Annotated in this window: 43 protein-coding genes; all 43 read right to left on the reverse strand. The window is 58.9% G+C overall.

The features are described 5' to 3' along the window. Positions 1-72: 72 nt before the first annotated feature. The 43 genes from CAURI_RS10400 to CAURI_RS13670 all read right to left on the reverse strand — a co-directional run bounded on the left by CAURI_RS10400 (position 73) and on the right by CAURI_RS13670 (position 23,518). Positions 73-2,328, reverse strand: a complete 2,256-nt coding sequence (locus CAURI_RS10400; RefSeq protein ID WP_010190961.1) for a PBSX family phage terminase large subunit — start codon at positions 2,326-2,328, stop codon at positions 73-75. Beyond that, positions 2,321-2,743: a hypothetical protein gene (locus CAURI_RS10405; RefSeq protein WP_010190962.1), complete on the reverse strand. Its 423-nt coding sequence runs from the start codon at positions 2,741-2,743 to the stop codon at positions 2,321-2,323. The genes CAURI_RS10400 and CAURI_RS10405 overlap by 8 nt, the downstream gene beginning before the upstream one ends. Positions 2,744-2,801: 58 nt before the next feature. Then, the gene (locus CAURI_RS10410; protein WP_010190963.1) at positions 2,802-3,110 is read right to left on the reverse strand and encodes a hypothetical protein; all 309 of its coding nucleotides are present in this window, start codon (positions 3,108-3,110) and stop codon (positions 2,802-2,804) included. A gap of 34 nt (positions 3,111-3,144) precedes the next feature. Further along, the gene (locus CAURI_RS13835; protein WP_157753277.1) at positions 3,145-3,357 is read right to left on the reverse strand and encodes a hypothetical protein; all 213 of its coding nucleotides are present in this window, start codon (positions 3,355-3,357) and stop codon (positions 3,145-3,147) included. After that, positions 3,354-3,539: a hypothetical protein gene (locus CAURI_RS10415; protein ID WP_010190965.1), complete on the reverse strand. Its 186-nt coding sequence runs from the start codon at positions 3,537-3,539 to the stop codon at positions 3,354-3,356. Before CAURI_RS10415 ends, CAURI_RS13835 begins: the two co-directional genes overlap by 4 nt. After that, positions 3,539-4,165 carry a ParB/RepB/Spo0J family partition protein gene (locus CAURI_RS10420; RefSeq protein WP_010190966.1) on the reverse strand — a complete coding sequence of 209 codons (627 nt, stop codon included), beginning with the start codon at positions 4,163-4,165 and terminating at the stop codon, positions 3,539-3,541. Before CAURI_RS10420 ends, CAURI_RS10415 begins: the two co-directional genes overlap by 1 nt. 147 nt (positions 4,166-4,312) lie before the next feature. Further along, on the reverse strand, positions 4,313-4,942 hold the full coding sequence (locus CAURI_RS10425) for a formyltransferase family protein (RefSeq protein WP_010190967.1): 630 nt from the start codon (positions 4,940-4,942) through the stop codon (positions 4,313-4,315). Continuing rightward, a complete protein-coding gene (locus CAURI_RS10430; protein WP_010190969.1) occupies positions 4,943-6,130 on the reverse strand; it encodes an ABC transporter ATP-binding protein in 1,188 nt (395 codons plus the stop codon). It abuts the gene before it with no gap. Beyond that, entirely contained in the window at positions 6,131-6,748 is a 618-nt protein-coding gene (locus tag CAURI_RS10435) for a ParB N-terminal domain-containing protein (RefSeq protein ID WP_012715243.1), read from the reverse strand. It abuts the gene before it with no gap. Between the two features lie 46 nt (positions 6,749-6,794). Continuing rightward, positions 6,795-7,034, reverse strand: coding sequence for a hypothetical protein (locus CAURI_RS10440; RefSeq protein WP_010190973.1), 240 nt, complete (start codon positions 7,032-7,034; stop codon positions 6,795-6,797). Next, positions 7,031-7,456 carry a hypothetical protein gene (locus CAURI_RS10445; protein WP_010190974.1) on the reverse strand — a complete coding sequence of 142 codons (426 nt, stop codon included), beginning with the start codon at positions 7,454-7,456 and terminating at the stop codon, positions 7,031-7,033. The genes CAURI_RS10440 and CAURI_RS10445 overlap by 4 nt, the downstream gene beginning before the upstream one ends. Next, positions 7,456-7,647 carry a hypothetical protein gene (locus CAURI_RS10450; RefSeq protein WP_010190975.1) on the reverse strand — a complete coding sequence of 64 codons (192 nt, stop codon included), beginning with the start codon at positions 7,645-7,647 and terminating at the stop codon, positions 7,456-7,458. Before CAURI_RS10450 ends, CAURI_RS10445 begins: the two co-directional genes overlap by 1 nt. A gap of 99 nt (positions 7,648-7,746) precedes the next feature. After that, positions 7,747-8,019, reverse strand: coding sequence for a hypothetical protein (locus tag CAURI_RS10455; RefSeq protein ID WP_010190976.1), 273 nt, complete (start codon positions 8,017-8,019; stop codon positions 7,747-7,749). A 91-nt stretch (positions 8,020-8,110) separates the two neighbouring features. After that, positions 8,111-8,542, reverse strand: coding sequence for a dUTP diphosphatase (dut, locus tag CAURI_RS10460; protein WP_010190977.1), 432 nt, complete (start codon positions 8,540-8,542; stop codon positions 8,111-8,113). Positions 8,543-8,548: 6 nt separating this feature from the next. Continuing rightward, positions 8,549-8,740, reverse strand: a complete 192-nt coding sequence (locus CAURI_RS10465; protein ID WP_010190979.1) for a hypothetical protein — start codon at positions 8,738-8,740, stop codon at positions 8,549-8,551. 55 nt (positions 8,741-8,795) lie between these two features. Further along, positions 8,796-9,065: a hypothetical protein gene (locus CAURI_RS10470; protein WP_010190981.1), complete on the reverse strand. Its 270-nt coding sequence runs from the start codon at positions 9,063-9,065 to the stop codon at positions 8,796-8,798. A 163-nt stretch (positions 9,066-9,228) separates the two neighbouring features. Further along, on the reverse strand, positions 9,229-9,555 hold the full coding sequence (locus CAURI_RS14330; RefSeq protein WP_010190985.1) for a WhiB family transcriptional regulator: 327 nt from the start codon (positions 9,553-9,555) through the stop codon (positions 9,229-9,231). Positions 9,556-10,060: 505 nt separating this feature from the next. Next, positions 10,061-10,321: a hypothetical protein gene (locus tag CAURI_RS10485; RefSeq protein ID WP_010190993.1), complete on the reverse strand. Its 261-nt coding sequence runs from the start codon at positions 10,319-10,321 to the stop codon at positions 10,061-10,063. Positions 10,322-10,380: 59 nt separating this feature from the next. Beyond that, positions 10,381-10,575, reverse strand: coding sequence for a hypothetical protein (locus tag CAURI_RS10490; RefSeq protein ID WP_010190995.1), 195 nt, complete (start codon positions 10,573-10,575; stop codon positions 10,381-10,383). A gap of 92 nt (positions 10,576-10,667) precedes the next feature. Then, a complete protein-coding gene (locus CAURI_RS10495; RefSeq protein WP_010190997.1) occupies positions 10,668-11,144 on the reverse strand; it encodes a RusA family crossover junction endodeoxyribonuclease in 477 nt (158 codons plus the stop codon). Beyond that, positions 11,141-11,707: a WhiB family transcriptional regulator gene (locus CAURI_RS10500; protein ID WP_010190999.1), complete on the reverse strand. Its 567-nt coding sequence runs from the start codon at positions 11,705-11,707 to the stop codon at positions 11,141-11,143. Before CAURI_RS10500 ends, CAURI_RS10495 begins: the two co-directional genes overlap by 4 nt. A gap of 111 nt (positions 11,708-11,818) precedes the next feature. Then, complete coding sequence (locus CAURI_RS10505; protein WP_010191002.1) at positions 11,819-12,016, reverse strand: hypothetical protein; 198 nt, start codon at positions 12,014-12,016, stop codon at positions 11,819-11,821. Positions 12,017-12,108: 92 nt separating this feature from the next. Further along, complete coding sequence (gene ssb, locus CAURI_RS10510; RefSeq protein ID WP_010191005.1) at positions 12,109-12,573, reverse strand: single-stranded DNA-binding protein; 465 nt, start codon at positions 12,571-12,573, stop codon at positions 12,109-12,111. A gap of 72 nt (positions 12,574-12,645) precedes the next feature. Beyond that, entirely contained in the window at positions 12,646-13,080 is a 435-nt protein-coding gene (locus CAURI_RS10515; RefSeq protein WP_012715245.1) for a hypothetical protein, read from the reverse strand. A gap of 17 nt (positions 13,081-13,097) precedes the next feature. Then, entirely contained in the window at positions 13,098-13,325 is a 228-nt protein-coding gene (locus CAURI_RS10520) for a hypothetical protein (RefSeq protein WP_010191011.1), read from the reverse strand. A 34-nt stretch (positions 13,326-13,359) separates the two neighbouring features. Further along, on the reverse strand, positions 13,360-13,662 hold the full coding sequence (locus CAURI_RS10525) for a hypothetical protein (protein ID WP_012715246.1): 303 nt from the start codon (positions 13,660-13,662) through the stop codon (positions 13,360-13,362). Next, on the reverse strand, positions 13,659-14,105 hold the full coding sequence (locus tag CAURI_RS10530; protein WP_012715247.1) for a hypothetical protein: 447 nt from the start codon (positions 14,103-14,105) through the stop codon (positions 13,659-13,661). Before CAURI_RS10530 ends, CAURI_RS10525 begins: the two co-directional genes overlap by 4 nt. 208 nt (positions 14,106-14,313) lie before the next feature. After that, the gene (locus CAURI_RS10540; RefSeq protein WP_010189053.1) at positions 14,314-14,544 is read right to left on the reverse strand and encodes a hypothetical protein; all 231 of its coding nucleotides are present in this window, start codon (positions 14,542-14,544) and stop codon (positions 14,314-14,316) included. Further along, positions 14,541-14,897, reverse strand: a complete 357-nt coding sequence (locus tag CAURI_RS10545; RefSeq protein WP_010189055.1) for a hypothetical protein — start codon at positions 14,895-14,897, stop codon at positions 14,541-14,543. Before CAURI_RS10545 ends, CAURI_RS10540 begins: the two co-directional genes overlap by 4 nt. After that, entirely contained in the window at positions 14,894-15,538 is a 645-nt protein-coding gene (locus CAURI_RS13665) for an NUMOD4 domain-containing protein (RefSeq protein ID WP_010189057.1), read from the reverse strand. Before CAURI_RS13665 ends, CAURI_RS10545 begins: the two co-directional genes overlap by 4 nt. Positions 15,539-15,772: 234 nt before the next feature. Beyond that, on the reverse strand, positions 15,773-16,096 hold the full coding sequence (locus CAURI_RS10550) for a hypothetical protein (protein WP_010189059.1): 324 nt from the start codon (positions 16,094-16,096) through the stop codon (positions 15,773-15,775). Next, a complete protein-coding gene (locus CAURI_RS10555; RefSeq protein ID WP_010189061.1) occupies positions 16,089-16,487 on the reverse strand; it encodes a hypothetical protein in 399 nt (132 codons plus the stop codon). The genes CAURI_RS10550 and CAURI_RS10555 overlap by 8 nt, the downstream gene beginning before the upstream one ends. After that, entirely contained in the window at positions 16,480-16,875 is a 396-nt protein-coding gene (locus CAURI_RS10560) for a hypothetical protein (protein WP_010189063.1), read from the reverse strand. The genes CAURI_RS10555 and CAURI_RS10560 overlap by 8 nt, the downstream gene beginning before the upstream one ends. Continuing rightward, entirely contained in the window at positions 16,868-17,572 is a 705-nt protein-coding gene (locus CAURI_RS10565) for a hypothetical protein (RefSeq protein WP_012715249.1), read from the reverse strand. Before CAURI_RS10565 ends, CAURI_RS10560 begins: the two co-directional genes overlap by 8 nt. Further along, positions 17,572-17,892 (reverse strand): hypothetical protein, encoded by a 321-nt coding sequence (locus tag CAURI_RS10570; protein WP_012715250.1) that lies wholly within the window; start codon positions 17,890-17,892, stop codon positions 17,572-17,574. Before CAURI_RS10570 ends, CAURI_RS10565 begins: the two co-directional genes overlap by 1 nt. Further along, a complete protein-coding gene (locus CAURI_RS10575) occupies positions 17,889-18,110 on the reverse strand; it encodes a hypothetical protein (RefSeq protein WP_012715251.1) in 222 nt (73 codons plus the stop codon). The genes CAURI_RS10570 and CAURI_RS10575 overlap by 4 nt, the downstream gene beginning before the upstream one ends. A gap of 104 nt (positions 18,111-18,214) precedes the next feature. Next, complete coding sequence (locus tag CAURI_RS10580; RefSeq protein WP_010191021.1) at positions 18,215-18,514, reverse strand: hypothetical protein; 300 nt, start codon at positions 18,512-18,514, stop codon at positions 18,215-18,217. A 77-nt stretch (positions 18,515-18,591) separates the two neighbouring features. Next, entirely contained in the window at positions 18,592-18,885 is a 294-nt protein-coding gene (locus tag CAURI_RS10585) for a hypothetical protein (RefSeq protein ID WP_010191022.1), read from the reverse strand. A gap of 83 nt (positions 18,886-18,968) precedes the next feature. Next, entirely contained in the window at positions 18,969-19,226 is a 258-nt protein-coding gene (locus tag CAURI_RS10590; protein WP_010191023.1) for a hypothetical protein, read from the reverse strand. An 87-nt stretch (positions 19,227-19,313) separates the two neighbouring features. Further along, positions 19,314-19,766: a hypothetical protein gene (locus CAURI_RS10595; RefSeq protein WP_010191025.1), complete on the reverse strand. Its 453-nt coding sequence runs from the start codon at positions 19,764-19,766 to the stop codon at positions 19,314-19,316. Beyond that, entirely contained in the window at positions 19,763-20,659 is an 897-nt protein-coding gene (locus CAURI_RS10600) for a helix-turn-helix domain-containing protein (protein ID WP_010191027.1), read from the reverse strand. The genes CAURI_RS10595 and CAURI_RS10600 overlap by 4 nt, the downstream gene beginning before the upstream one ends. A 1,216-nt stretch (positions 20,660-21,875) precedes the next feature. Beyond that, on the reverse strand, positions 21,876-22,949 hold the full coding sequence (locus tag CAURI_RS10610) for a hypothetical protein (RefSeq protein WP_010191028.1): 1,074 nt from the start codon (positions 22,947-22,949) through the stop codon (positions 21,876-21,878). 2 nt (positions 22,950-22,951) lie between these two features. Further along, complete coding sequence (locus tag CAURI_RS13670) at positions 22,952-23,518, reverse strand: NUMOD4 motif-containing HNH endonuclease (protein WP_010191029.1); 567 nt, start codon at positions 23,516-23,518, stop codon at positions 22,952-22,954.

A 23,518-nucleotide genomic window follows, 5' to 3' on the forward strand; every position in this document is an offset into this window, starting at 1 on the left:
GACGATTGGCTGGCGCGGGGTGGCTTACGTGCCCGAGAATGCGAACGACACAACGCCCTTGCACGGCTATGACTATGCGGCCGTCTGGGGTGCGGTCAGCTGGGCCCTCAGCTTCTCAACGTGACGCCCCCACAAGTGGCGGGACGAGTACACGGCGTACCGCATGGCGTCGCAGTTGTGGGTGACCAAGCCCTCGGCGAGGTAAGTGTGTGCCCCGGCAACGGTGAGGTTATACACCGGCTCGGTTCTTTCTTCTTCGGTAACCTCCAGCACACGCACGGGAACAGCACGCAGCTCGGGAATACTTACTGGTTGTGAACTCTTCACCGCAGTAGGCGCAGGTTCGTTGCTCATTATCGACACCGGATGCGCGTCGCCAAGCGGACTTGCAAGAGTTGCTACAGAATCGGGCGATTCTATTAGTTGCTGCGACCGTGAAGCAGGTACCGCAGTGTTCACACGTGTATTGACGCTCAACGAGACACTTGCCGAGTGAGTTAGCCCAGTGCCGGGAGTGCCACTCGTGCCCTTCGCTGCTGGCGTGCCATTCCTTTGTAAGTTCACGGATACGGGCAAGATGCTGCTGGTTGCTGCCTGCCCACTCCGGATCAGACTGGTTGATGCCCGCATGGTAGCGAGAGTGCTCCGAAGCGCTAACGAGTTGAAGATTCTCAGGCCGGTTGTCCAAGGTGTCATGGTTGATGTGGTGGACGTGATAGCCTTCCGGGATTTCTTCTCGGTTGTGGTGGTCGCGCCAGATTTCGCGGTGAAGGTAATCGACTCCGCGTTGTTTGTCCCCAACGCCGGGCACGAAGTATTTGCGGTGTGCGGGCACTGGCGAATCTGGGTAGCGGCGGAATCGGATTCCTTTGTAGGTGATGGTTTCGGAGCGTGCCATGAGGTTAGTGCTTGTCCTTTCTGAATGTCCCCAAGTTGCACCCACTGGCCGTTAACGAGCATGGGGTGGTTCGGGGTGCCGGTGATGCTTCTGCCGTCTGATAGATGAAGCGTGATGGTGTGTGCAGCCGGGTTGGTCATCTCGTGCGCAGCAATTGGGAACACGCCCAGGGGCGTGGCCACGAGGTCACCGACGTTGAGGGTGTCTAAGCGTTGTGGGCCGGTTGGGGTGGCGATCATTGTGCTGCCGACCAGGCAGTGGTCGTCTAGTTCCTTTACCGGGGCGTCCTTGCCGCGTTCTGCCGCTGAGGCGTCCCACCTGTAGCCGGGTATCTCCTCAATGAGTCTCTTGCAGTCCTGGGCGATGGTGAGTGCCCCGCTGGTGAGTAGCGAGTCAACCTGCCGGATACCATCAACAACGCTGTTATCAGCCTTAGTAGTCCTGACTTTTCGGCGGCGGAGCTCCTCATGGAATGAGGCGGCGGCAGGGTCGATATATAGACCCTTAGGCTGGTTCGGTAGGGTGCTCAGCCACTCTTGTAGGGAGTCCGCTAGTTCTCCGTCTGTGAGGCGTGTACGGCCCCCTAGGCCCGTTGTTTGAGGCGACCACTCGTGTGTTACCTGTAGCCCGTCCTCGGTCACGGTGAGCGCGTACCCAGCCGAAGGGTGATTGGTTCCGTAGTCAATTCCGACAGCCAGCACAGTCCCCACGGCCCGGCCTTTCACCATGGTGTCCGGGTCCCATGATTCATACACCGCGCCCTCGGCAGCGGCCCACTCGCCCCGAATCATGCGGCGGTAGAAGATACCCGTATAGGACGCCTTCATGCGCTCCTTGTACTCCTCGGTGAGGCCTGGGTTATCGTCCATTGTGAACAGGCGGGCGTAGGTGTCGGTCTCGCCCGGCTTGTCGATAAAGTTCGTCTTGAGGTAGTGGGCCGGTGTTGCCGGGTTGGTGGTGGCGAACACTCGAGGGGGGTTTGGGTTGCCCGTGGCGCGCATGCGTGACCAGAGCATTTCCCACACGTTTTCCGGGCAAAGAGTCAACTCGTCATAAAAGAGGAGCTGGTAGGTGCCGCCTCGAATCCTGCCCTCAGCCCCCTGGTCGTTCACCCCGATGACCTGAACCTCGCGGCCGAAGATGGTAGCCGTCGGGTTGCGCCTCACGTAGTGGATGAAGGGGGCGGCGGTCGCAAAGATAGGCTCCGTCTGCAGGGGCATGAACACGTTCTGGTAGATCGCGTCAAGTGATTTTCCGCAGATGACGATACTGCCGGACTTACCGGCCTGCTTTATCTCTCCGAGCATCATGAATAGCCAGGCGAGTGTCTTACCGGATGACACGGAGCCGTACCAGATATTGAGGGCGTGGGTTGAGTGTGCGATAGCGGTGACCTGCCCCCGCGAGAAACGGAAACCCTCGTTACTCATCGTCTAGCGTCGCACCCATAGCCTCGATACTTGCCCGGAAGCTTGTGATAGCCGAGGCGAACTCATCACCGCCTGTAACCTCAATGTCGAGCTTCACGGCGCCCTCCAGCCCCCATAGTTGGGCGAGTTGCTTATTAATGTCGAGGATAAGGCGGGCGGCCTTAATGTCCCCATCCAGTGCTCGTTTCCAGTAGGCGGCGTGTAGGCGGTTGAGACGCCTGGTGAGTTTAGCGAAGACGTGCCGAGCCTGGTCTGGCCGGGCATCCTCCATGGCTCGCTCGTAGTCGTTCCTAGCCTGCGTGTAGCTAATTCCGAGCTGCTTTGCGATGACCTCGAAGGTGGCTCCGCCGTCGTGCAGTGTGACGACTTTGGCGGCGCGTTCGGCGCGTTTAGGGGTCATGCCTCGTTTAGCCATTGGTGTCTCCTATTTAGCTTATTATCAGTAGTTCATGGGGTCAGATGATGCTTGGGTGCTACTGGTTCTTGTGGGTTCCTTTCCAGATGCGTTGTATCCCGCCGTGTCGTGGCCCGTGGGTTGATTGCCTGTATCCGATGGGGGTGATGGTCCCGTTGGTTCTCCAGGCGGAGAAGAGGCCGCCCCAGGCGTTGTTGTGTGCTGGGGTGAGTCCGTCGGGTATGAGGGCGCGTACATCGTCGGCGGTGAAGGGCTGGCCGGTGGCGGCTAGTTGTTTGATTGCTTTGTCGGCGTGGTGTGCCCAGTCTCCGAGGGCGTGGCATTCCCGCATGTATGGGGCTTGTATGAGTTGCAGCTGTTCCATCATGGCTGAGTGTGCCGGGCGGGGTGTCGCGGTCGGTTTAGCCTTCTTTCTCCTCGGCGTAGTGCATGGCGGTGTAGGTGGTTTGGCGGCGGACGATGCGGACGTCCGGGATGCCACTCATGGTGTGGATTGGTGCGGTTCCTCTTGCCTGGCCGAGGGTTGCGTGTTCGGAGAGGATCACCATCTTCCTGTGGTTGAAGCGGTCCCCTTGCTTGCTCACGCATAGCCATGTGGTGTCGGTGTGGCTCATGGGGCGTCTCGGTAGTCGATGGTTTTCCACACGCCGGGGGCGTAGGTGCGGGTGGTGTCGCCGTTCTTGTCTATGATGTTGAGCTCTCCCGCCTCCCCGATTGTTGCGGTGAGGGCGTCCCAGCGTTCCTCCTCCCAGACGGTTACGACCCCAGTCTGGACGTAGGTGACGATGATGTTCACTAGCCCGCCTCCTGCCCGTTGTGGTCGAGGAGGTACTCGAGAGCTTCCTCATCGCTGTCGAAAGCGGTGGTGTGCGTGAGCCATTGCCGTGCAAGGTGCGGGGGAAGTTGTAGCCGTACGGTGATGAAGTCCTCGTAGGGGTTCGTCACGTCCTCCTGGGGCGGTTCCTCTGCGGGGTTGAGGGCGTCCTCTAGGGCGGTGAGGTCTTCCTGCGTGTAGCCGGTGGCGTCGAGGTCTGGGAGCCAGTCAAGGAGGTCGAGTAGGGCCTCGTCGTTGTAGGTGGCCTCGTCGGATGTTTTGTTGTCCACGAGGACGATCTCAGCGGCTTGGGTGGCGTCAACGTCGATGATGTAGCAGGGCACCATGAGGTGTGGCTGGTCTAGGCCCTCTTCCTGGGCCTCCGCGTTCAGCTCGCGCATCGCGGCGAGCGTGTGATTCCCAGCGAGCACGGCCCACTCCTCCCCGGTTTGCGTGCCGGTGTTCACAAGGAGTGGCTTAAACTGCCCGTGGCTCTTGAGACTGTTTTTAATCGCCGGGATACTGCCCTTGCGTGGGTTCCGGCTGTAGTTGCGGAGCTGCTCGATGGGGAGGTGTTCGAGGTGCCCCGTGGTGTCCTTTGCTTCCATGATGCTGAGTGTCGGACACTATGGGGGGCGGTCAGCCGGGGGCTACGGTTGAGCGGGGTAGGCTCAGGTTTGTGGCGGCTCCGTCAAACGCCTCCTGCATGGCGGCTATCGCCGGTTGCGGGTCCCAGGGGTCGTTAGCCTCGGCGGTCACGGTAGCTCCAGTAGCTCGGGCCGGTAGAGGGGCTTTGAGTCTAGGGACGGCTCCCATGTTGCCTTCCTTTCGTCCTGTGGTTGGTAGGGGACGTTCCCGGCGTCTACGGCGTCGGCGGTGTCGACCACCATCTCTACCCCGAGGGGGAATAGGTATTCGCGCCAGATTTCGGAGGCGGTGAGGTGGGGCGGGAGGATTACATGGCGCTGGGCGGCGATTGGGCCGCCGTCTACGTTGTCGGTGAGGTGGTAGATAGTGCCCCCGGTGACGCGCTCGTTCATGCGGGCGGTCCACTCGACGGCGGCGCGGCCCCTGTGGAGGGGTAGGAGGCTGGGGTGGTAGCCGAGGGCGTAGGGGGCGCGGGCGCGGGTTTTTCTGCCTACGAAGGCGTGGGAGTGGGCGGTGAGGATGAGGTCCGTGCCGTCGGGGATGTCGTCGGCCCGTAGTAGGGCGTTGGAGGTGCGGGGTAGGTGGCGGCTCATGGCCCAGTTGGTGAGGGCTTCGCCCCGCCCGCCGCGTCCTTCTTCGGGGGCGGCGATGCCGAGGAGTGTGTGCCCGGCGTTGGTGAGGGCCTGGGCGCAGGCCGCGCCGAATGCGCCTGAACCGGCGAGGTAGATTTTTGCCATTTATGGGGTGCCTTTCTTGTAGTTGTCGCCGTAGTAGCGGAAGCCTTGGACGGCGCGGAGGTGGCCGCCGTATCCAAGTTTTCTACCCCGGCTGGAGGTTGCGGCCATTGAGGTCTCCGACCTTCCCTTGTTTACGCCGGAGGTCATGCTGGACACCTGTCGCCACTTCCCGGAGTGCCGGAGGTACCCGCAGAGCGCCGGGTGGGAGGTGTGGAACACCGTTGTCATTTTGCGGCCCGGGAGTACCCCGTTACCGTCGAGCTGAATCTGGCAAACCGTGTTGAGGAACCGTGTACCCACCCCGGCCCCCTGCCACTCGGGCATCGTGACCATGCGGCAGGCGCGGGCCTCAACCGCCTGTAGGCGTCTGCCGTTACGCCTCACGGGTACGTTCCGTGTTCCCACGCCGAGGTGTACTACCGGCTCGCCATCTACGAAACCGGCGTAGCACTTCGCCATTGGCATAGGGCCGGAGTCTAGGTAGTGATGCGGCTTAAAAAGCGGCCATAGCTCCCACCCGCCCATCCGGATCTCCACGTCGATCCTTGGCCTTTTAAAGTGTTGAACCCCCTCCCGTCCACGGAACTCGCCCGTTGCCGTATCAAATACCCAGTCGGGCTCCAGCCAATCCAGGACGTCGTAGTGGCAGGAAAGTAGTACGGCCTTACCCGGCCCACGCCGCCAGCCCTTGGCGAACGCCCCCGCCCCGACCCTGGCGATCTGCCGGTCAACGACGGAGGAGAACTCGTCGATAATCACCCGGTCCGGACGCTCGGCCAGTATCTTCGCGAGGTCGGCCCGGAACTTCTGCCCGTTTGAGAGGACGTGATAGGGGCGTAGCCACGCGGGCACGTCGCCAAGCCCGGCCTGGGAGAGCGCCCCGGTTACCGCGTCGAAGTCCCCGCCGGGGGCGATACAGTCGACGATGGGCTTATCGTGCTCCCACCCGCTGGGCTCGTAGATGTGGCCGCCGCCGAAGAGCTGCCTTCCGATTGAGGTTTTCCCGGAGCCGGACGGCCCGACGACGACGCCGATTTGCCAGTCCCCGTCCTCCTCGACGCCGAGGGTGGCGTCAAGGGAGAAGTGTGTAGCCTGCTCACTTGTAGCGTTAAACATCGACTTAACGCGGTTTGCTCGGTATGTGTTTGAGTCGGCGCACCTATTGTTCACGGTGATTTCGATAGGCACTTAGACGGTCACCACCTTGCAGTCGTAGCCCTCCCCGGTTAGGCGGTTAAACACCTTCTCTTGTTCCTCGGCGTCGGAGCACACGACGGTGACGGCGTATGTTTCCCGGTAGGTGTCGGTGTCCGGCTCGTCGAGTAGCCCCGCGCTGCCGGGCGCCTCACCGTTTTCCTCCACAAGGGATCGGAGGTCGTCTACGTCTCCGTAATCGTAGCCCGTACCGTCGAGGTCGTAGTCCACGGTTTCGAGAAGACCGAGTAGCTCCTCGTTGTCGTATGAGCCGAGGTCTGCGGTGCGGTTGTCCGCCAGAACGATGCGGGCGGCGCGTTCACTATCAACGTCCACCATCCACACATCTACATGCTGCCAACGCGCATCGTCGGGGTGTTCCTCGGCAAGCTCACGAATTGCTTTCGCCGTGTGATTACCGGCTAGAATTTCGTTCGGCTTGTCGGTGTAGGTTCCCTTGTTGACGACTACGGGCCGGAAGATGCCGTTAGCTACGATGCTTCCTTTGATTGCCTGGGTGTCGCCCACCCTTGGATTCTTGTGATATAGGTTGAGGTCTGTTAGTGGCACGCGTTGTGGGGTGCCGATGTTCGCTGTGTCCTTTTCCGTCATGCCTACGCAGGCTAGGGAGGCTCCCCCGGCGGTCAGCGGAAACCCGCTAAAGTTTCTCGGCCCACACAGAATCCCCCTCGGATATAAGCCGCCAGCCGTAACTCTTAAACAGCCACCTCAGCTCCCACGTGCGTAGGGTATGCCAATCCCCCGGGCTAGACGGGCTATCTACGAGACAACCAGCGGGGATATAGAACCAGTCCACTGTCTTCAGCGTGTCGCCGTCTAGCGCCCTGATTTCGGCGACCTGCGGGTGGTTGAAGTTGAACCAGACGTCGTACCTCATGCCGCGTCGTCCTCGGTCTCGGCGTTGTTGAAGTACTCGACAATCATGTCCGCCGTGAGCTGAGAGATCGTTATCCCCCGGGCGTCGGCAAGCCAGCGCATGTGATCAATCGCCGGTGACGGTAGCCGGAAGCTTGTTTGCTCAGCGGTCCGGGTGTTCGCCACGACACGGTTCTCCGGCGTGTACTGAGTGTCGGAGGAGAGATAGCCCAGGATGATTTCAATGAGCATCCCGTTTCGCGCTATCCCCCACTGATCGGCCGCGTCGCACACCCGACGCTTCAAGTGCGGCGGCAGGTGAAGCGTACAGATTTCCAGCTTCATGTGCTCAGCCGAACGCAGATAATTGAGCGTCTCATGGTCCGCGAGTAGTCCCCTGAACTCTTCACGTGAGTGCCAGAGGGGTGATTTTTTGATAGCCATTAGCAGCCCCCAAGCAGTGCGTCGTACTGGTCGCCGTTAACCTTTAGGCATCCCCTACCGATTTGGTCCCCCTCGTGGTAGAAGACGCCGATTAGTACGCCGGTCGGGTGCTTGCCGGTGGGGGTGAAGCTGAGTCCGTCGCCGAGGCGGTACACCTGTACCTCTTCGTTGAGGCGTTGCTCGATGCTCATGGTGGTTCCTTTCTGCGTGGTGGTGTGCGCCGCTTGCAGGTGGCGCTAGTGCCCGTCAAGGACTCGAACCTTGATGTCCGCCAGTCGGGCCGTTGTGGCTTACGCCGGGAACTTCCGCACGATCTCCTTGACCTGCCCCGTAATCTTCAGGGCTACGTCCGCCGCGATGCTGATTTGGACGGCGTAGTCATTTGCTTCATCTACGGTCATGGAGGAGAGGATCCTAGGGGTGACCTTGGCCTGGTCGTCTTCCCAGGTGATGTTCGCGGCAATATCGTCGCGCTGCTCGATGTTCACGAAGTGCATGTTCTTATTGCCGGTGACGGTGATGGTCCAGCCGTTTACGGTGAGGGTGGTGGTCTGGGGGTTCATTGTGATTCCTTTCTGCGGGCTCTTGCAGGAGCCTTTCTTGCTTACATACCCCAGTATATACGAGAGTTTACTGTTTGTAAAATTGAGGCATCTACGCAGTGCTATCAGTGGAACCAATACCGTCAGAACCGCGCTCAGTGGCAGAAAGCTGCGGGACCTGGTTGAGTCGAACCTCCGGGATGGGGAGGATGACCAACTGTGCGATGTAGTGGCCTTCGGGGATGGTTTGCATGTGCCTGCCGGTGTTGTGCAACGAGAGCACGATTTCCCCGGTGTAGCCCGCGTCGATGATGCCGGTGCCATTGCTCAACACGAGGTGTTTCTTAATCCCCGTTGAGCTGCGCACGAACATCATGCCCACATGCCCCTTGGGGATTGCTACGTGCACTCCTGTGTGGCAGAGGCGGTGCTGGCCTGCTGGGATTACCGCCGGGTGATTCAGCGCCAGGTCTGTACCAGCGTCGTCGGTGTAGGCGCGGCGCGGCGGGTAAGCATGAGTATCGAGTGAATAGTTGACGTTCATTGGTTCCTAGGATTCGGGGTCAATAAGGACTGGTGCGGCGGCTGGGAGGGCGAAGCGCCCGTCACGGGTTGCGCCGGACACGTGGTCACCTTCTTGGGCGGCGTAGACCAGACGGTCAGGCACAAGGCGCGGGTCATAAGAATCTGGGTTGAGGACGATGCGGCAAACCTTGTATCGGGGTAGGTCTGCCGCTGTCATCCGCTGGTAGGGCATCTATCTAAACTGGCGTCTAATAAGGGTTATAAGGTGTTCTTTACGATTCCTCGTACCAGAGGTCGAGGACATCCCACATAGGTTTCGGCTGAATCGGTTCGCCATAGTGGTCGCGCTTGTAGAACTGGTGGCAGCGGCGGAAGAGTCCCGGTTCCGGTTCCTCGAATTGAAGTTCTGGGGGTTCTGGCCGGTCGCGGCGTGCTTGGGTGCAGGATTCTACGGTGCCGTCCACCTTGACGCGCTGCACCTCCCCCACGAGGGGCTTGTACGGTGGCATGATGGTAGTGGTCCGGGTACAAAGCACGGTCATGCGAACACCTTCAATAGCCACAGCAAGGCGTACACAGGATGATTCGGGTCAGCCAGACCACCATCCGGGGTGTAGGCGGTGGAGAGAATATCAATGATTTTGCTCACAAGATCTCCTTAGATAGGGGGAATAGTTTTCAAACTCGGCTCTCGTCCCACTCGGTTCAGATCGCCTCCTCGAGCTCTGGAAGCCGACCGGTGGCGGCGATAAATTGGAGCTCTTTCACTAAAGCCCCTCGCTTGCCCCCGGGGTTCGCAGGGCCGCCACACATCCAGCCGGTGGTCCATAGCCCTGCGCGAACAAGACCAAAAGAATCATGCCGTAGAACATCCTCGGCGCACTCCGCAATAACAGGGCAGCCCTCGCAGAGTCTGCGCGCCATTGATCGTTTAGCCTCAAGGGGCCTTTTATCGCCCTGAAGGTCGAAGATGTCCGGGTGTAGGGATCTACATTTAGCGTCTTCAGCCCAGTGGTAGGCGTCGCCCCGCATTAGTAGCTCACCTCGTTAAATAGGAGTCTCATTTCCGGTTTCGTCCACGCCTCAATACCGGCCTCGGAGAGGATGCGAACACGGAAGTTCGCGGCCCATTTGGACCTGTAGGTGCCAACCTCCCGAACGCCCCCGCCTACTTCACAGAACACCGTGGTCCTACCCGTTCTCTGCCGGAACACGGTAAATCACCTCCTGTACGTGCCGCTCAACGACTCTGAACACGGCACGGGGGAATAGTGTTTCCATCCGGCGCATTTCCTTTACTGCCCCGTTGGGGGTGGCGTGCTCGCTGGTGCCGAACCATGACCACGTGTCATCTTCTCGGCCCCAGCGCTGCACCCTGTAGGTGATTTTGTGGGTCACTTCCCCGCGCCACCTTTCATCCCGGATTGGTGCTCAGCAATGAGCATCCGTGCGTGACGTGAGTTGGGGATGTTGTGTGGCCAGTGACGGCCCTTGCGCTTGAACATTGTGGATTCCTTTCTGCGACGCTTGCAGGCGCTTATACGGTTTCGGGCTGGTGCTCAGCTAGGCGGGTGAGGAGCGCCGCGCAGTCTCCTATCTCCTGTGGGTTGTCTAGATCGAAGTAGTAGGTGTTGTATTCCTCATCGGAACCCCAACCCTCGTTGATTTCGGTGTCCAGCTTGAGGAATGTATCTAGTCCGGTGTAGATGTATGGGCCGGTGCTCGATGGGGTGATGCTGAATCCTAGCGATTCTGCGAGTGCGGTTAGGCCCTTTATAGCGAGGTATGGGTCCGTCATTGCGATTCCTTTCTTGTGGTGATTGTGTCGCGCTTGCAGGCGCGGTTAGGGGGCGGCGATTATAGGGCGTTGTTTGCGACGATGTTCCAGAAGTCGGCGTCCGGGTTGATGTAGTACACCGGGTCGAGGCCGGTGCCGTCGCAGATGATCAGTTCGTCGGCGATGGCGTCGATGTTGTGTTCTGCGGCGTACTCACCGAGCGGCTCAATGATTTCGCGGGTGATAGCGTCGTCGCGGCGGGCGTAGGTGGTCATTTTCTTTTCCTTTCTGCTTGCCCTTGCAGGGGCTGTTCTTGCTTACGTGTTTAAGTATATATGACAGTTTACGGAATGTAAAATTGAGACTTCTAGCCTGCCCTAACGTAAGGCTCAGGGGCGCTCTCGCACACCCACAAATCCATCCACATACGGCCGCGCAACCCCTTCGCGGCGGACCAAATGACCGGCTCTGGCTTACCCATAAACTTCGGCAAGTCATCCGGCACCAGCCCCAAGCCGGGAATCTGCTTAGACCCCCTCGACAGCGCGTCATAAATCGGCTTCCCAGACGCCGCCACATTATCCGTATCCCGGCCCCTATTATCGCGGGGCCGATAGTGCAGCTGGACAATCAGATAGTGCATGCCCTCCGGCATCCGCACGTTACGGGCCAAGAGATGAACGGCCTGCTGAATCTCTCGCTTCTTCGCGGCGCGGCCCCACACGGCACCTCTCGATGCCGGGGCGGAATCATTCAGACTCAGGGGCGGCTTCTCCCACGGGAGCTCGATAGTCGCGAGGTGCTTTGGATCGTCCGGGTAGGACATGAGGAACGGTGTTGTCATGCTGGAATCTCAAATAAGGTTGGCTGGATAGTTACGGCCCCTCGCTTGCGGGGCGGTGCGGAGTGGCGCTTGCGGTCTATCGGCTTCCTCAGCCCCCGCTGCTCTGTGGGGTTCTCTTTCTTCCACTGGGCGTAGGCGGAGCGGCAGGCGGTACAGAAGCCCCGGGCATAGTGCATTTGGTAGCCTTCCGGCTGCTCCTCATGCCGGTTCCACTTGATCATCGGGCGGTTGCAGTTTCGGCACCTGTCGGGGCGTCGGGCGCCGATATTGTCGCGGCGCGTCGTCTCGATAAGGTAGGCGGGGACTTCAACCTGGGCGATGGCGGCGAGCTTGTAGGCGGTGTCTAGGTCGCCGTGGCAGACGACGCCTGCCTGTATGACGTCGGCGGCGGGTGCCCTCAAGTCCTCGCTTAGGCTTGTGCCTGAGGTGAGGGCATCGGAGGCGCAGTGCTTGAGGAGTGGGCAGGCGTGGCACATTTTGAGCGCTGCCTCGATGCTGTTGTGCGGTGCTCTGGCGGGGTTGATGAATGCTCGGTTCTTGGTGTTGGTGCAGGCTGGCTTCACGACGTTCCCTAGTGGTGCTGGTGGGATTCTTGTGTCGTGGGCTATTGTTCACCGTTCGATCTTGTGTGCCAATACCCCGCATCTCGCGGGACGCAATAAGACACCATAAGACTAGATGGGGGCGGCGGAAAGATGCCCCCGATGAGCCCACAAACCTCGCGCCAGTACCTCCGCCTGCTCGGCACTCAAATCAACCTGAACACCCGCGACTTCCAGCGATACAGCGGCGTACTCGTCACCTGGCGTCGTGTCAGTAAACGACTCCACACGGACAGTGCCACTAGCGGACTCAATAACGGTAGGCGGCATGGCGTCTCCTCACTCTCGGCGGCTAACGAAGGCCATATTAGAACATAGGGGCGACACCCGCCCCCACTGTGGACGTATTCGCAGGCCACCTATCAGAACGGTGGCTCCGAGCTCCCACCGCTGAAGCCGCCCTGTGGGGCGCTATTCCACGGGTCCTGCTGCGGCGCCTGCTGCCCACCGCCCTGCTGAGCCTTCGACATGCTGCCCACCATCCACATCAACGACGGGCCAAGCGCCCCCTTGCCCGGGTTCACGGTCACCTCCAGCGCGGTACGCTCGACACCCTCCCTGGTCGTGTAATTACGGGCTGTGAACTTGCCCTTCACGATAACCTCCATGCCCTTAGCGAGAGTTTCGGCGGCATGTTCCCCTAGCTGCTTCCATGCGCTCACGCGGTAGAACGTGGTGTCTCCGTCCTCCCATTGGTTCGTCTCACGGTTGAGGCGGCGCTCATTTACCGCGACACTGAACTGGGCCACCGGGGTGCCCTGCGGGGTGTATCGGAGCTCTACGTCGGTGCTGATATTTCCGACGATCGTGACGTCTTGAATGGTCATGGGTGTATCCTTTCTGATTTTTTGGGGCGGTCAGCCCCGCGACGGTTGCAGCCGCCGCTTTAGGGGAAGTTTCTAGAATCCTGCTTTTTCGTAGCCCGTGAGGGATGCTCCCGCCGAGGCGCAAGCCGTCGGCGCTGATACTCCGGCGCAGGAGATGTACCAGTGATCGCCGTAGATTAGGGCCGTATTATCAACCTGCTCGGCGGCGCCAACCATTGCCTGCACAAGCTTGCCGGTCGGGTCGGTGTTCACGATGTACGAGACGCCAGACGTCTCACAGGTCAACCCCTGCTCGATGCTGTCGGTATTCGCGCATGTCACATTCTGGCCCTGTAGGTAGTTCAGTACCTGGATAGCCGATTCGAATGTCTCCGGGGCCGTCTTGCCCGGGGCTGCCTCGGTGGCCGTTACCTGCTCACTGGTGGGCGTTGGGGTGTCCTCAGCCCCACCGCCGCATCCCGATAGGAGTAGCGGGGCGGCGCAGGCCACGGTCAAAATTTTACGCATTGATTTGTCCTTTTCTCTCATCGTTCACCTTTAGCAATAAGGGACAGCATGGGCTTAGAAACACCGAGTTGCTCAGCCATTTTTCCCATTGGCACACCGGCGGCACTTGCCCGACGAACAGCGTTAGATCTCTTGGTCTTAGCAGCGCGCATGGCGTCCTTCAAGTCCTCCACCTCCCGGTGTGCCTTTTTCGCATCCTTTAGGTACCGCCCCTGAAGTGCGGCGAGTTCGTCATCGGTCATCATGTCTCTATCGTATCTAGGGGTAGCTACGCCGCGCTCATGCTTCCTCCACTAGGTTGGCCACGTCTAGCAGGAAGCCCGCTAGTGGTTTCCATTCGTGTGGTGCGAGGTTAAAGGTGTCGCCGCCTGATTTGAGGTGAATATACTCTCGCTTGTTGGTGGCGGTGAGGTCACAGAATGCGCCGCTTGGGTCTTCAATGGTGATGTCCGGGGCTAGCCGGGAATAACGGTCGGCGTAGTCCATGGCCTCGCGCCAGGTGGGGAAGGATTCATAGCGCTCCCGCCCGTATTCGTACACGTGCCATTCGTAATACGCTTTGAAGATTCTCCACCGGCTCATGCTTGCTCCCATTCCCCTACCCAGCGGCGGGCTTTGCCCTCACCCTCACCAAACTTATCTAGCTTCACCTCAATACCGTTAGGCGGAGCATCGTAGTAGCTCATGCCACCCTCTGACAGTCCCTCGATGCTTACCGCGTCCTTGAGAATCCAGGGGTCTGGATCATCGTAGGAAACAAACACATGACCGTCCTCCCACTCGCCGGGAACCGGCTGTCCGTCTGGTGCCCAGGCTCTAGGGAGGTCTAGGCGTGGGGTGAGGTTCTCGGGGATGGTGAGGGTGCCTAGCTGGCCTTCGTGGATTAGCTCACAGAATCCTTTATGGTTTGGGCTGTCGCCTACGTAGATTGCGAGGTTGGTGCGCTCGTCGGGGTCCGGGAAGTCACACCACATTCCTCGGCACTGTGCTCTTTCTTCGGGTGTGAGGTCTGCGAGAGTAGTCATGCTTGTCCCTTGATGCGGTCGTAGATGGGTGTAGCTTCGGGGAGTTGGTGGCTGTCGCCGTCGAGTTGAACACTGTCCGCGTAGACAGCGAGGTGCACGCGGTGGAGGTTAGGGCTGAGGGTTTCGACTCTTGGGGCTTCGTCACTGTGTATAAGTGGGATACCGTCGAGGGTGACGCCGCGTGGGCTGACACGGATCTTGTGGGGCCTCATGCTTTCTCCCATGGGCCTGTGAGTCTGCGTGCGCGGGTTGCGTGGCCTCCTAGGTCTGGGCCTTTTTCTGTGGGTTCGTCCACGGTGTAGAAGCGGGGTGGCCGGTAGTCCACTTCTTGGTAGTCCATCGCGGCGATGGTCTCCAATGCCTGCTGCGCGATGTAAGGCGGGATGATTGGTGGGCGTGTACCGTCCCCTAGCCAGTAGCGTGCGTCTTCCGGTGTCATTCCTCCCCCTCCTTGTGCTTGGATGCTGCGAGTATCGTCCGTCCAATGGTGTCTGCCTCTGCTTCGTTGAGGACTAGGCGGAAGGACTTTTCTTGGCAGTCGTGGCCGAAGATGACGATGTGCTCCCTCATGCGGCGAATGTCGCCTATCGGCCCGGGTAGGTACCAGACTGCGCCGCCTGAGCCCATGCCCCTAGACGGCTTAGGCAAATCCTCTGCCAGTAGCCCCGCCTCAGCGAGTTCATTAGCTATGCGGTAATGCGCGGGGACTTCTTCATCCTGCTTATTGTTTTCCCGCATCGCTATCAGGGCTGCGTGCCCCTTGTTGTTAATCCTGAATCCTTTAATGGTCATGCTTCCTCCTTTGCGTATTGGGCTGCTGCGAGTAGATCTGCAAGATAGATCTTCGTTTTCGTGCCGTTAATGATGTCTTGGTACTTCAAGTCGGCCAGTTGCTTGAAAATAACCTTGTACTGTTTACGTCCTTGAATGGCCCCATGCGCACGCTGGCAGGCTAAGCAACGACGCTTGCCGTGCCTGTTTAATTGGCCAGGGTCTAGATTTCGTCCGCTAAGTGGGTGGCCCACAGGGCAACTTGTTTTCCTGGCTTCAACATGGGTGCCGTGCTTGATTTCATCTGCAATATTTCCGGCGTATGTGTCCCACCGAAGATTTGATAAATGATTGTGAGACGGGTTGCCATCATTGTGGCAGCAAACCTCTCCTACTTTTTCATTCCTAACAAAAGCACGTAGAACTAACTGATGAACAAAAAAGCTCTTTTTATTTCCGTCTTTGGAAAGTGAAACCTTTTCGTAGCCGTCGCGGTTAGTGTAAGGAACTAGTGTTCTTCCAGGAATTGGGCGCGGGCCACGAACGGTATCAACAATTGCCGGTATTCGTTTGACTTTCCCGGTATCTGAAACTTCATACAGGCCCTCGTATCCGGGGATCGGTCGCCATTCTTCGGGTTGGGTATAGGTATGCTGGAGCATAGCCCTTTTCACGCTCCTATCGTGATTTTGGGTTAGGCCCTCGCGTGGTGTTGGTAGCACCTGCGGGGGCTGGCTTATTGTTGCCATTATACCAGTTCACTGCCGGTTTTTCTTCTGGCATGAGTAGCCCCGCGTTGGCGAGTGCTTCTACCGCATCTGTGGGGTGGATGCGTAGGTCTCCGGGCCGTCGGGCGGCTTCGAGTATATGGAGGGCTTGGTCAAAATTGGTCATGCTTATTCCTGATTCTCTGCGTAGTTTTCTGCGGCGTGGAGTGCTTGGCGTATGGTGCGGGCTTGCGCGAGGGTGAGCGACTCGCCAGGGTCGTAGTAGCACCGTATTTTGACGTCGCTGCTGCCGGATTGTGCCTCCACCGTGAATCTGTGCGTGGCATCCCATACGGGGTATTCATGCTCGACCCCTTTGACGACGAATGACGGTTCGAGTAGGTCTTCAGCTAGTAGCCCGAATTTGTCTAGCAGGGTGGCGATTTGGTCTGGGGCGTAGCCGCGTTTGATGCCGAATTTGATTGCTTTGGCGGCTCTGCTGTGCTTACTCATCTTGTGCGTCCTTGTGGTTGCAGGCGGCGAGGATTGCGTAGGCAGTCTCACGCCCCTTGGTGGTGGTGGAGAAGCGGAGTTCAGCCCAATCGGGCATCAATGCGTCCGGCTCATTGTCATCATTCGTCTCATCATGGATGACATGAATAATGCCGCCCTCCACGGAGACGTAGCCGTCGTCCATGTGCCATTCATGCTCCCCCGTATCCGGGTAGATGCACGGCTCCGGCGGGCCTGGGGTGAGTAGCCCGTAGTCGGCCAGATGCCTTGCGATACGTGCGGGGCTGTCCCCGTTTTTCATGCCGTGAGTAATGATGTGCGCGGCTTGGGCCATTTTGTCGGCTCCAGCGGCGATGTGCGCTAGGGAGCGGTGAAGCTTGTCTTTATCCATCGTGGTCTCCTAGGATGCGGCTAATTTCGTCTTCCGCGTAGTTGTCCTCAAGCTGTATGCCGTCGAGCGGGTCTGTTGATAGTTCCACTTTTCCGTAGTGCTCGCTTCTCTTTTTGAGCTGGTCTCGGAGTTCCCGCAATTCCTCACGCATCCGTAGGACTTCCTGCGCGAGTTGTGGGGCGAGGGCGGCGAGCTTGAAGTTCGCATATTCCTCTTCCGCTGGCGGCTCGCGCCCCACGTCATACATGCTGTTATGGCCCATGTGGAGTGCTAGCCAGTGCTCGTCCCACCCCTCGGGAACGCCTGCCGCGCCAACTTCGGCGCGCCACGGGCCGGGCGTAGCCTCAGCGAGTAGGCGCTTCAGATTAGCGGTGCTCAGGTCAGTCATCCTGCACCTCTGTGAGGGTGTAGCGCTTGCCAGTCGGGGTGAGGTCTTCGCGGGCTGCAATGTATACCTCGCCTTTGACTGCGCAGCGGATAGACCCAAATCTATCGTGGTAAATCATGACCATTTTGCCCCAGCTCACGTGCTCCGCCTCTGCGAGGTAGTGCTTATCGTCGTCCCATTCCTCCTCGGCCATTGTGGGTTGTGGCTTCGGTGGCAGGGCGCGGAGTACCAATTCCTGCAATTCTTCCGCCTGCTCGCTGCTATGAATACAAGTATCGGTTAGCGTTTCTAGCGCTTCGTGCGCGGTGATGATTTCTTGGCGGGTTGGTTGGGTCATGGTGTGTGTATCCTTTGCTTGTTCTGCTAGGCGGCGGGTTTCCGCCTCGACTTCCTCCCATGTCCAGGTATGGCCGGTGAAGTGGGAGGGGTACGCGTTTGGGGCGTCGGGGTGCTGTCCATCCCCAAGGTGGTTGGTGTCGAAGCCGATTACGCGGCCTTCGTGGTAGGTGATTCCTCCGTGAACTTCGATGTCGGGGTGCACCTCAAGCGTGTCAGGGAAATCAAGCCACGGGTGGTTTTCGGGTAGTTCGATGTATCCGTTGATGGTGAATGGCCCCAGCTGCGTCATACAGCTGATGCCCTGGTGGGTGAAATAGCGGGCGGTGTCGTTGGCGATGCAGGAGAATGGGTTGGCCATTAGCTTGCCTTTCTCATAGCCAGGGTGAGCGCGGAGGGGCGGTAGAGCTGGTCAAACTCGGGTGTGACGCCGTCCCAAATATCGAGGTCTACAAGCTCCTCCGCGCTGCGCATAGCTTGGGCAAACTCGTCAAAGTTGACCGGCTCGTAGTCCTCGTTATCCCAGGCCTCCAGCAGGTCAGGGCGCTCGTCATAGACGGGGGCGTTCATGATGAGGCCGTGGCGGGTGGTGGTGCCGTCGGGGTGGGCGAGGGTGGCGACGGCTTCGACTTCGGTGTAGTCGTCGTGGGGCTCGTCGTAGCGCGGGTATGGGAGGCTCATTCTTCCCCCTCCCAGTCCTGTCCCGGCAGAGACGCCGGGGAGGTGGCAAAGCGGTACCAGAATGCGACAGAGATAGCCGAAAGAAGGACGGCCACGGCGATGCCGATAGACCAGTGAAAACTCCGCCCGGCCTGAACCCCGGCCACTACCGGGGCCCACACGATGGTGATCAATAAAGCAAGGTCAATGAAGATTAAATCTAGGGTGCGCGATGACATGCGCTGATTCCTTTCTGTCAGCCGCTTGCAGGCGGCATTATTTCTGATTAGGTGGGGTGGTCGGTGGCGTGAACGTCATCCCCATCACGCTCACGCCCCGGGCCTTACCCAGCGTTCAGGATTTCCCGGAACTCAGTAACCATCTCCACTCCGAGCTGAACATCCTCAACATATGAACGGAGGTTCAGAGAGTCACGGGCGATACGTGGAAGAAACTCCACCTTCACATCCCAAACTTCCTTAACGCCGTTCCAGTAGGCGGATAGGCTGAACGGGGAGGCCTTATCATCCCCGAGGTACTCGATCTCGACGTCTTTATCTTGTGGGCGCTTTCCGGTCTCAGTGACTCGCATTTCGTAGGCAAGCCCGTTATGGCTATATACGGAGCTCGTTGTGACGCTCATTGTGATTCCTTTCTATGTACCCTTGCAGGGGCTTGGCGTGAGCGTGATTCGTGGAATGCGCTCCCCTCCAAGGCCTGTTATTTGACTCGCTCGATCATGTCGCCCGCGATGAAGAACTTCACGATGTTGCCCTGTCTCTTAATTGGGGGTCCCATGACGGTGGCGAACATGTAGGTTCCTGCGGCGGAGTTATCGGTGCTGGTGAGGTTACGCCCCGCCCAGTACTTGGATTCATCCTTCGGGCTGCGAAGCGTGTAGCAGGGTCGCTGTTCGCCGTTGTCGTAGATGAAGACGTCACGGTACAGGTCATACGTTTGGGTAGTGACTTTAACGCTGGCGATGTATTCGTGGGTGACTTCAACGAGGTCCATTGTGATTCCTTTCTCGTAACCCTTGCAGGGGTTCATGTAGTGCGCGTGACTAGGGTGAATGCGTGCCCCTCCCGTACTGGTGGTTAGCTGTTCACCTTCGCGTACATGTCGCAGTTAGCTGGTGTCCAGTCGTAAACCTCGACCTCCGCGCCGTTCTCGCTGATGCTGATGATGCGCTCAAAGGTTTCCTTCTCGGCCTTGGTGTAGCCCTCGATGATTGCGATGCGGCACATGAAGGAGTTTCCGCCAAGGTGGTACTTGGGCTGGCCTCCCACGGTCACCATGTCGAGGTCGGATTCGTTGGTGATGTTGTAGGCGACGTAGTAGTCGGTGGAGTTCATTTTTTCCTTTCTGCTTGCCCTTGCAGGGGCTGTTCTTGCTTACGTGTTTAAGTATAGATCATAGTTTACAAAAAGTAAAATTGAGTGCTATGAATTGCCCGTCCTCCCTCGTAAACCGCGCTTTATACGCTCCACAATACCCGCCGTATCAACCTCCCCGGCGTGACCAACCTCCAACGGCTTATAGCCCCGAAGCTCACCGAAAGTCCCCGCCGCCAACTGCGCGTCACGCTCCTTACGCAACCGCTCACGGTGAGCATCCAGCTGACGCTTCCGAACCGGATCGGACTCCCACCGGTCACGCACCGCAAACGCCGCCTGCTTAAGGTCACGCGGCGTCACCATACGTGGCCCGGCAAGCTCCAGCGCCCACAGCTTCACCGCATCCGGCCACACCTGCGGAGGCAGGGACACCGTGGCTAGAACATCTCCCCACGCGTCCACCACCTCAGCCGACGGCTGCGGAAACCGATCCGGGGCCAGGCGCTTCCCATACTCGAGGACGTAGGCGGCTAACTCGCGCTGCTGTGGTGTGCTCATTCTGGATACTCCTCAAATAGTGCCTGCGGCCCCGTAGGCGGCTCAATACCGGGCGGCAGGGGTGAATATGTAGAACTAGGCAGTTCGCCGCCGTACGGGGCGTTAAAGGACGGATTACGGGGTGTAGAGCTAGATGGGGCGAAGTCAAGGAAGCTCGGGGCCTTCTGCCCACCTCCCCTAGCCGGAAGCGGATCATCATCCCACCTCTCCGCATTCAGCCACGACGAAGGATGAGCGGTGAACTCATCCTCGCGGTTCGGGTCATCCCGATACCGGCGCATCCCCTCAATGATGACCTGAGGGTCCGCTTTCTTCACCGCTTTCGCCCACGCCTTACGCGCCGCCCCCTTACCAACTTTTCGCGGAACCGTGCCCCAGAACTCATCGAAGCGATCATCCGCAGGATGATCAATATCTTTAGTTCTATGGTTCTCGTTCTTATGGTTTTTGTTTGTGTACCCCTGGGGGCATGGGGAGGGGTCACTAGTGGGTAGGGGGTGGGGTCCCTCTGGGGTACCCACCCCACCACTACGTCGTGGCCGGTCAAACAGCCTGTACCCGTTCGACGTCTGATTGAATCCCTTGCGGGACTCGTAGATGACCTCCAGCGCGTTCGTCTCCTCATTCCACCGAGACCAACGCGGAAACACCTCCAGCCACCCAGCCTTAGCGAGGACCTTCACAGCGGCATCAACCGACTTCGTTGTCTTGTAGCCCATGAGCTTCGCCAGAGTCTCACGCTTCGGATGGGCAAGACCTGTAGACCAGTCAGCAAACTTCATCAGGTGCGCATACAGGGCAATAGCGACCGGATCGGCCACCTCATCGAGAAGCTGGTGCGGGACACTAGCGAACCGCACACCCTCATAGTGGACGTCTGGATGAATTGTCACGGCCTTGCCTCCGTGGCCTCCATGCCGCCATCGGGCAGCAACATGAACCAGCGTCCACGAACGCACATCGGCACACTGCCCGGGTCGGGATGATGTGAATGAACAATGAGGCCGCGCTCACGACCCTCTGCCGGGGACACGTGCGTGATGTGATGGTGGCAGGCGCGGCACAATGCAGCCGAGTTCACAACCGTGTCATTGCCACGCTGCCGACGCTGCCGATGATGGAAGTCAGTAGCGTTCTTTTCACACCCCGGCAGCCCGGCTTCACAAAGCCCACGAGCGCGCTTGAACATCGTAGTCTCATAGACCTCTTGGGGCATTCTGCCGCCACGGCGCGGTTTACGCTTGATGTAGCCCACCTCTACTTACCGCCCTTTGCCTCAATAATGTTGAGATCAAACTTCTTATGACAGGAGACGCAGCGGGGCGAATAGTCCCAGATGTTGGCGCTATAAGAGACCACCCCACCCTTCTCATGGGTTTCTGAAAGTTCATGCTCCGCGCAGTGGTTATAAGACCAGTGCCTTGCTTTCCTCCCGCAATCAACGCATGAGTACTTAGACGCACTTCCGCGTGCGGTTTTTACCCTTCGGTGGGCGTTCTTATACCCCAGTTCGCTCTCACTGACCCAGTTGTACGCCAGCTCCCCACGAGCGTGATTCTTTAAGTCTCCATTTCGCTTCATGCCCAGACTGTGGTTTCTACATAGCCCTTCGGTAGTGAAAGCCTTTTTATCGCAGCCTCCTACAACGCATTCGGAGTCTGGCACGCGAGGAGCAACGATGCTAAGTGTTCCGTTACGGCGAAGGCGGTAGTAGTGCATCTCGCAGTAGCTTGCACCTCCCGAGCGCGGCTTCCGCTCACACCCGTCGGCTTGGCAGACCGAAAACTTTTCTTTATCGGGGCGAACCTCGCCCCATGACTTCACCTGTTGGTAGTGCTTGGTGCACATCGAACGCGCCCTTGACGGGCGATCGCACCATTCAACGGAGCATTGCGTTTTACTAGGGGATCGTTTCATCCCAAAGATTCCTTTCTGCTACTCCCCCACACCGCTCACGGTTGCAGCCGCGTACAGGTGGGGTACATGGATTATTGTAGGGCGGCCCTTGTATGGCCCGGGCCGCAGGGCACGAAAAGATAGCTAGGCCGGTGGCGCAGTCACCCGCCGGGGGTCTGCAATCCCACCGGCCTAGGGCAGTGAGGAATGTAGTTAGGCGGCGTCGGCGGTCGGCTCGACCACCTCACCGTCCAGCACGTTCCCGACGGTCTCCTGCGCCTTCTCCATGCGTTGGGCCTTCTCTAGGCGGTCTAGCGTGTCGCGGGCCATGCCAACGAGCTCACGATCCGACCTCGATTCGTAGTAGCGCAGCGCCCGGCGAAGGGTATCCACGTCCCCGGAGGACTCCGCCTGGAGTAGCCCCTGAGTCTGCTTAGAGACGTATGCCTTCCGCTCCTCCGCCTGCTCCTCGGCGGCCTTAGCGGCCTGCTTCTCCTCACTGAACTCCCCATCGGGGCGGGTCTCCACAAACGTGCTCGGGGCGGCGTCGGCACCAATCCCCATACCGTCCAGCAGCTTCGCAACTGAGAAGTCGTTGAACGTCATCTCGGCACCGGGTTGGAGCTGAAGCTCGGGAACCGTGGTAGCGATCTTCGTCATCGTCCACTGGCGCGGAGCCCTCGCCTGAACCACAACCTGGCAGTTGAACGGCAGATTCTTCTCCGCCTGCACCTTCCAGAATTTATCCCGCGTCGGGTTGCCCTTCTCATCCATCGCCGTCACAAGTTCGAGCCGGGAGGTCATGAGTACCGGGCCGGGGAACTGACGGCACTGCTGCAAGATGCCGTTCCATGTAGACTTAATCTGATTCCACAGGTCCATGCTGAGCCGCACACCGTCCTCCGGCACCTTGCGGCCCTTGCTACGAGCACGGCGGTTCGCTTCCTCCTGGCCGTTGTCCTGAAGCAGCTGCCAGATTTCGGTCATCGAGTCGATGATGAGGAGGTTGTGCTTACCCTCAGCCGGGGCCTGCTGGGAAGCCCAGTGGATAGCCCCACGAATCTGCCCAACGGTTCCGTCGTGCTCAACTATCAGAAAATCAGCACCAGGGACTGCGCCATAAGCATCCGCCTGAGACTCTCCAACTTCAATAAAAAATGCCTTGTCAACTGCGCTCATTGATGTGGACTCGACAGCTGCCCACGTCTTACCGGCGCCCTCGACACCGGCGAGAAGCACCAACGGGAATGAAGCCTTGCAAGATGGTCGGCGGGTTGTGAACTCCATGATTATTTCCTTTCCATGATTGTGTTGAAGTAGCTATCTGAAAGTTCTTGCGCTGTATCTGCAAGTCCCGGATGATTAATCAGATAAGCGCGAGTACGAGAGCACGCCAGGCAGTCCCTGTAGCCTTTCTTGGCTATTGACGGAACCAGGTTTGGCGCGGTAAGCAGATGCCCTCTTTTGCACGTTGTTTTCTTGCTCTGGAAGTGCGTGCCATGACGAATAATGTCGCGGATGTTTTCAGCGTGGGTGTCATAGCGTAGGTTCTCTACGCGGTTATTCGCTGGGTTGCCGTCGTTGTGGCATACCTCCATGCCTGCAGAACGTGGTCCTATAAATGCCTCGGCAACGATTACGTGAACGCGCTTAGTTCGGGGATGCGAGTCTTTTAGCAGATTCACATAAAGGTGCCCACTCTTACGCACGCCAGGCTTCAGAATGCGCTCGCGTACTGTGATGGTTCCGCTGGACTTATGCGGTACTTTGCGCTGCAGACTCTTTATTTTTCCGTGGCTAGAGACTTCATAAAGTCCCTCAAATCCGATTACTGGTTTCCAGATTTCCTCACCCAT

The organism is Corynebacterium aurimucosum ATCC 700975, from assembly GCF_000022905.1.
GTDB lineage: Bacteria > Actinomycetota > Actinomycetes > Mycobacteriales > Mycobacteriaceae > Corynebacterium > Corynebacterium aurimucosum_F.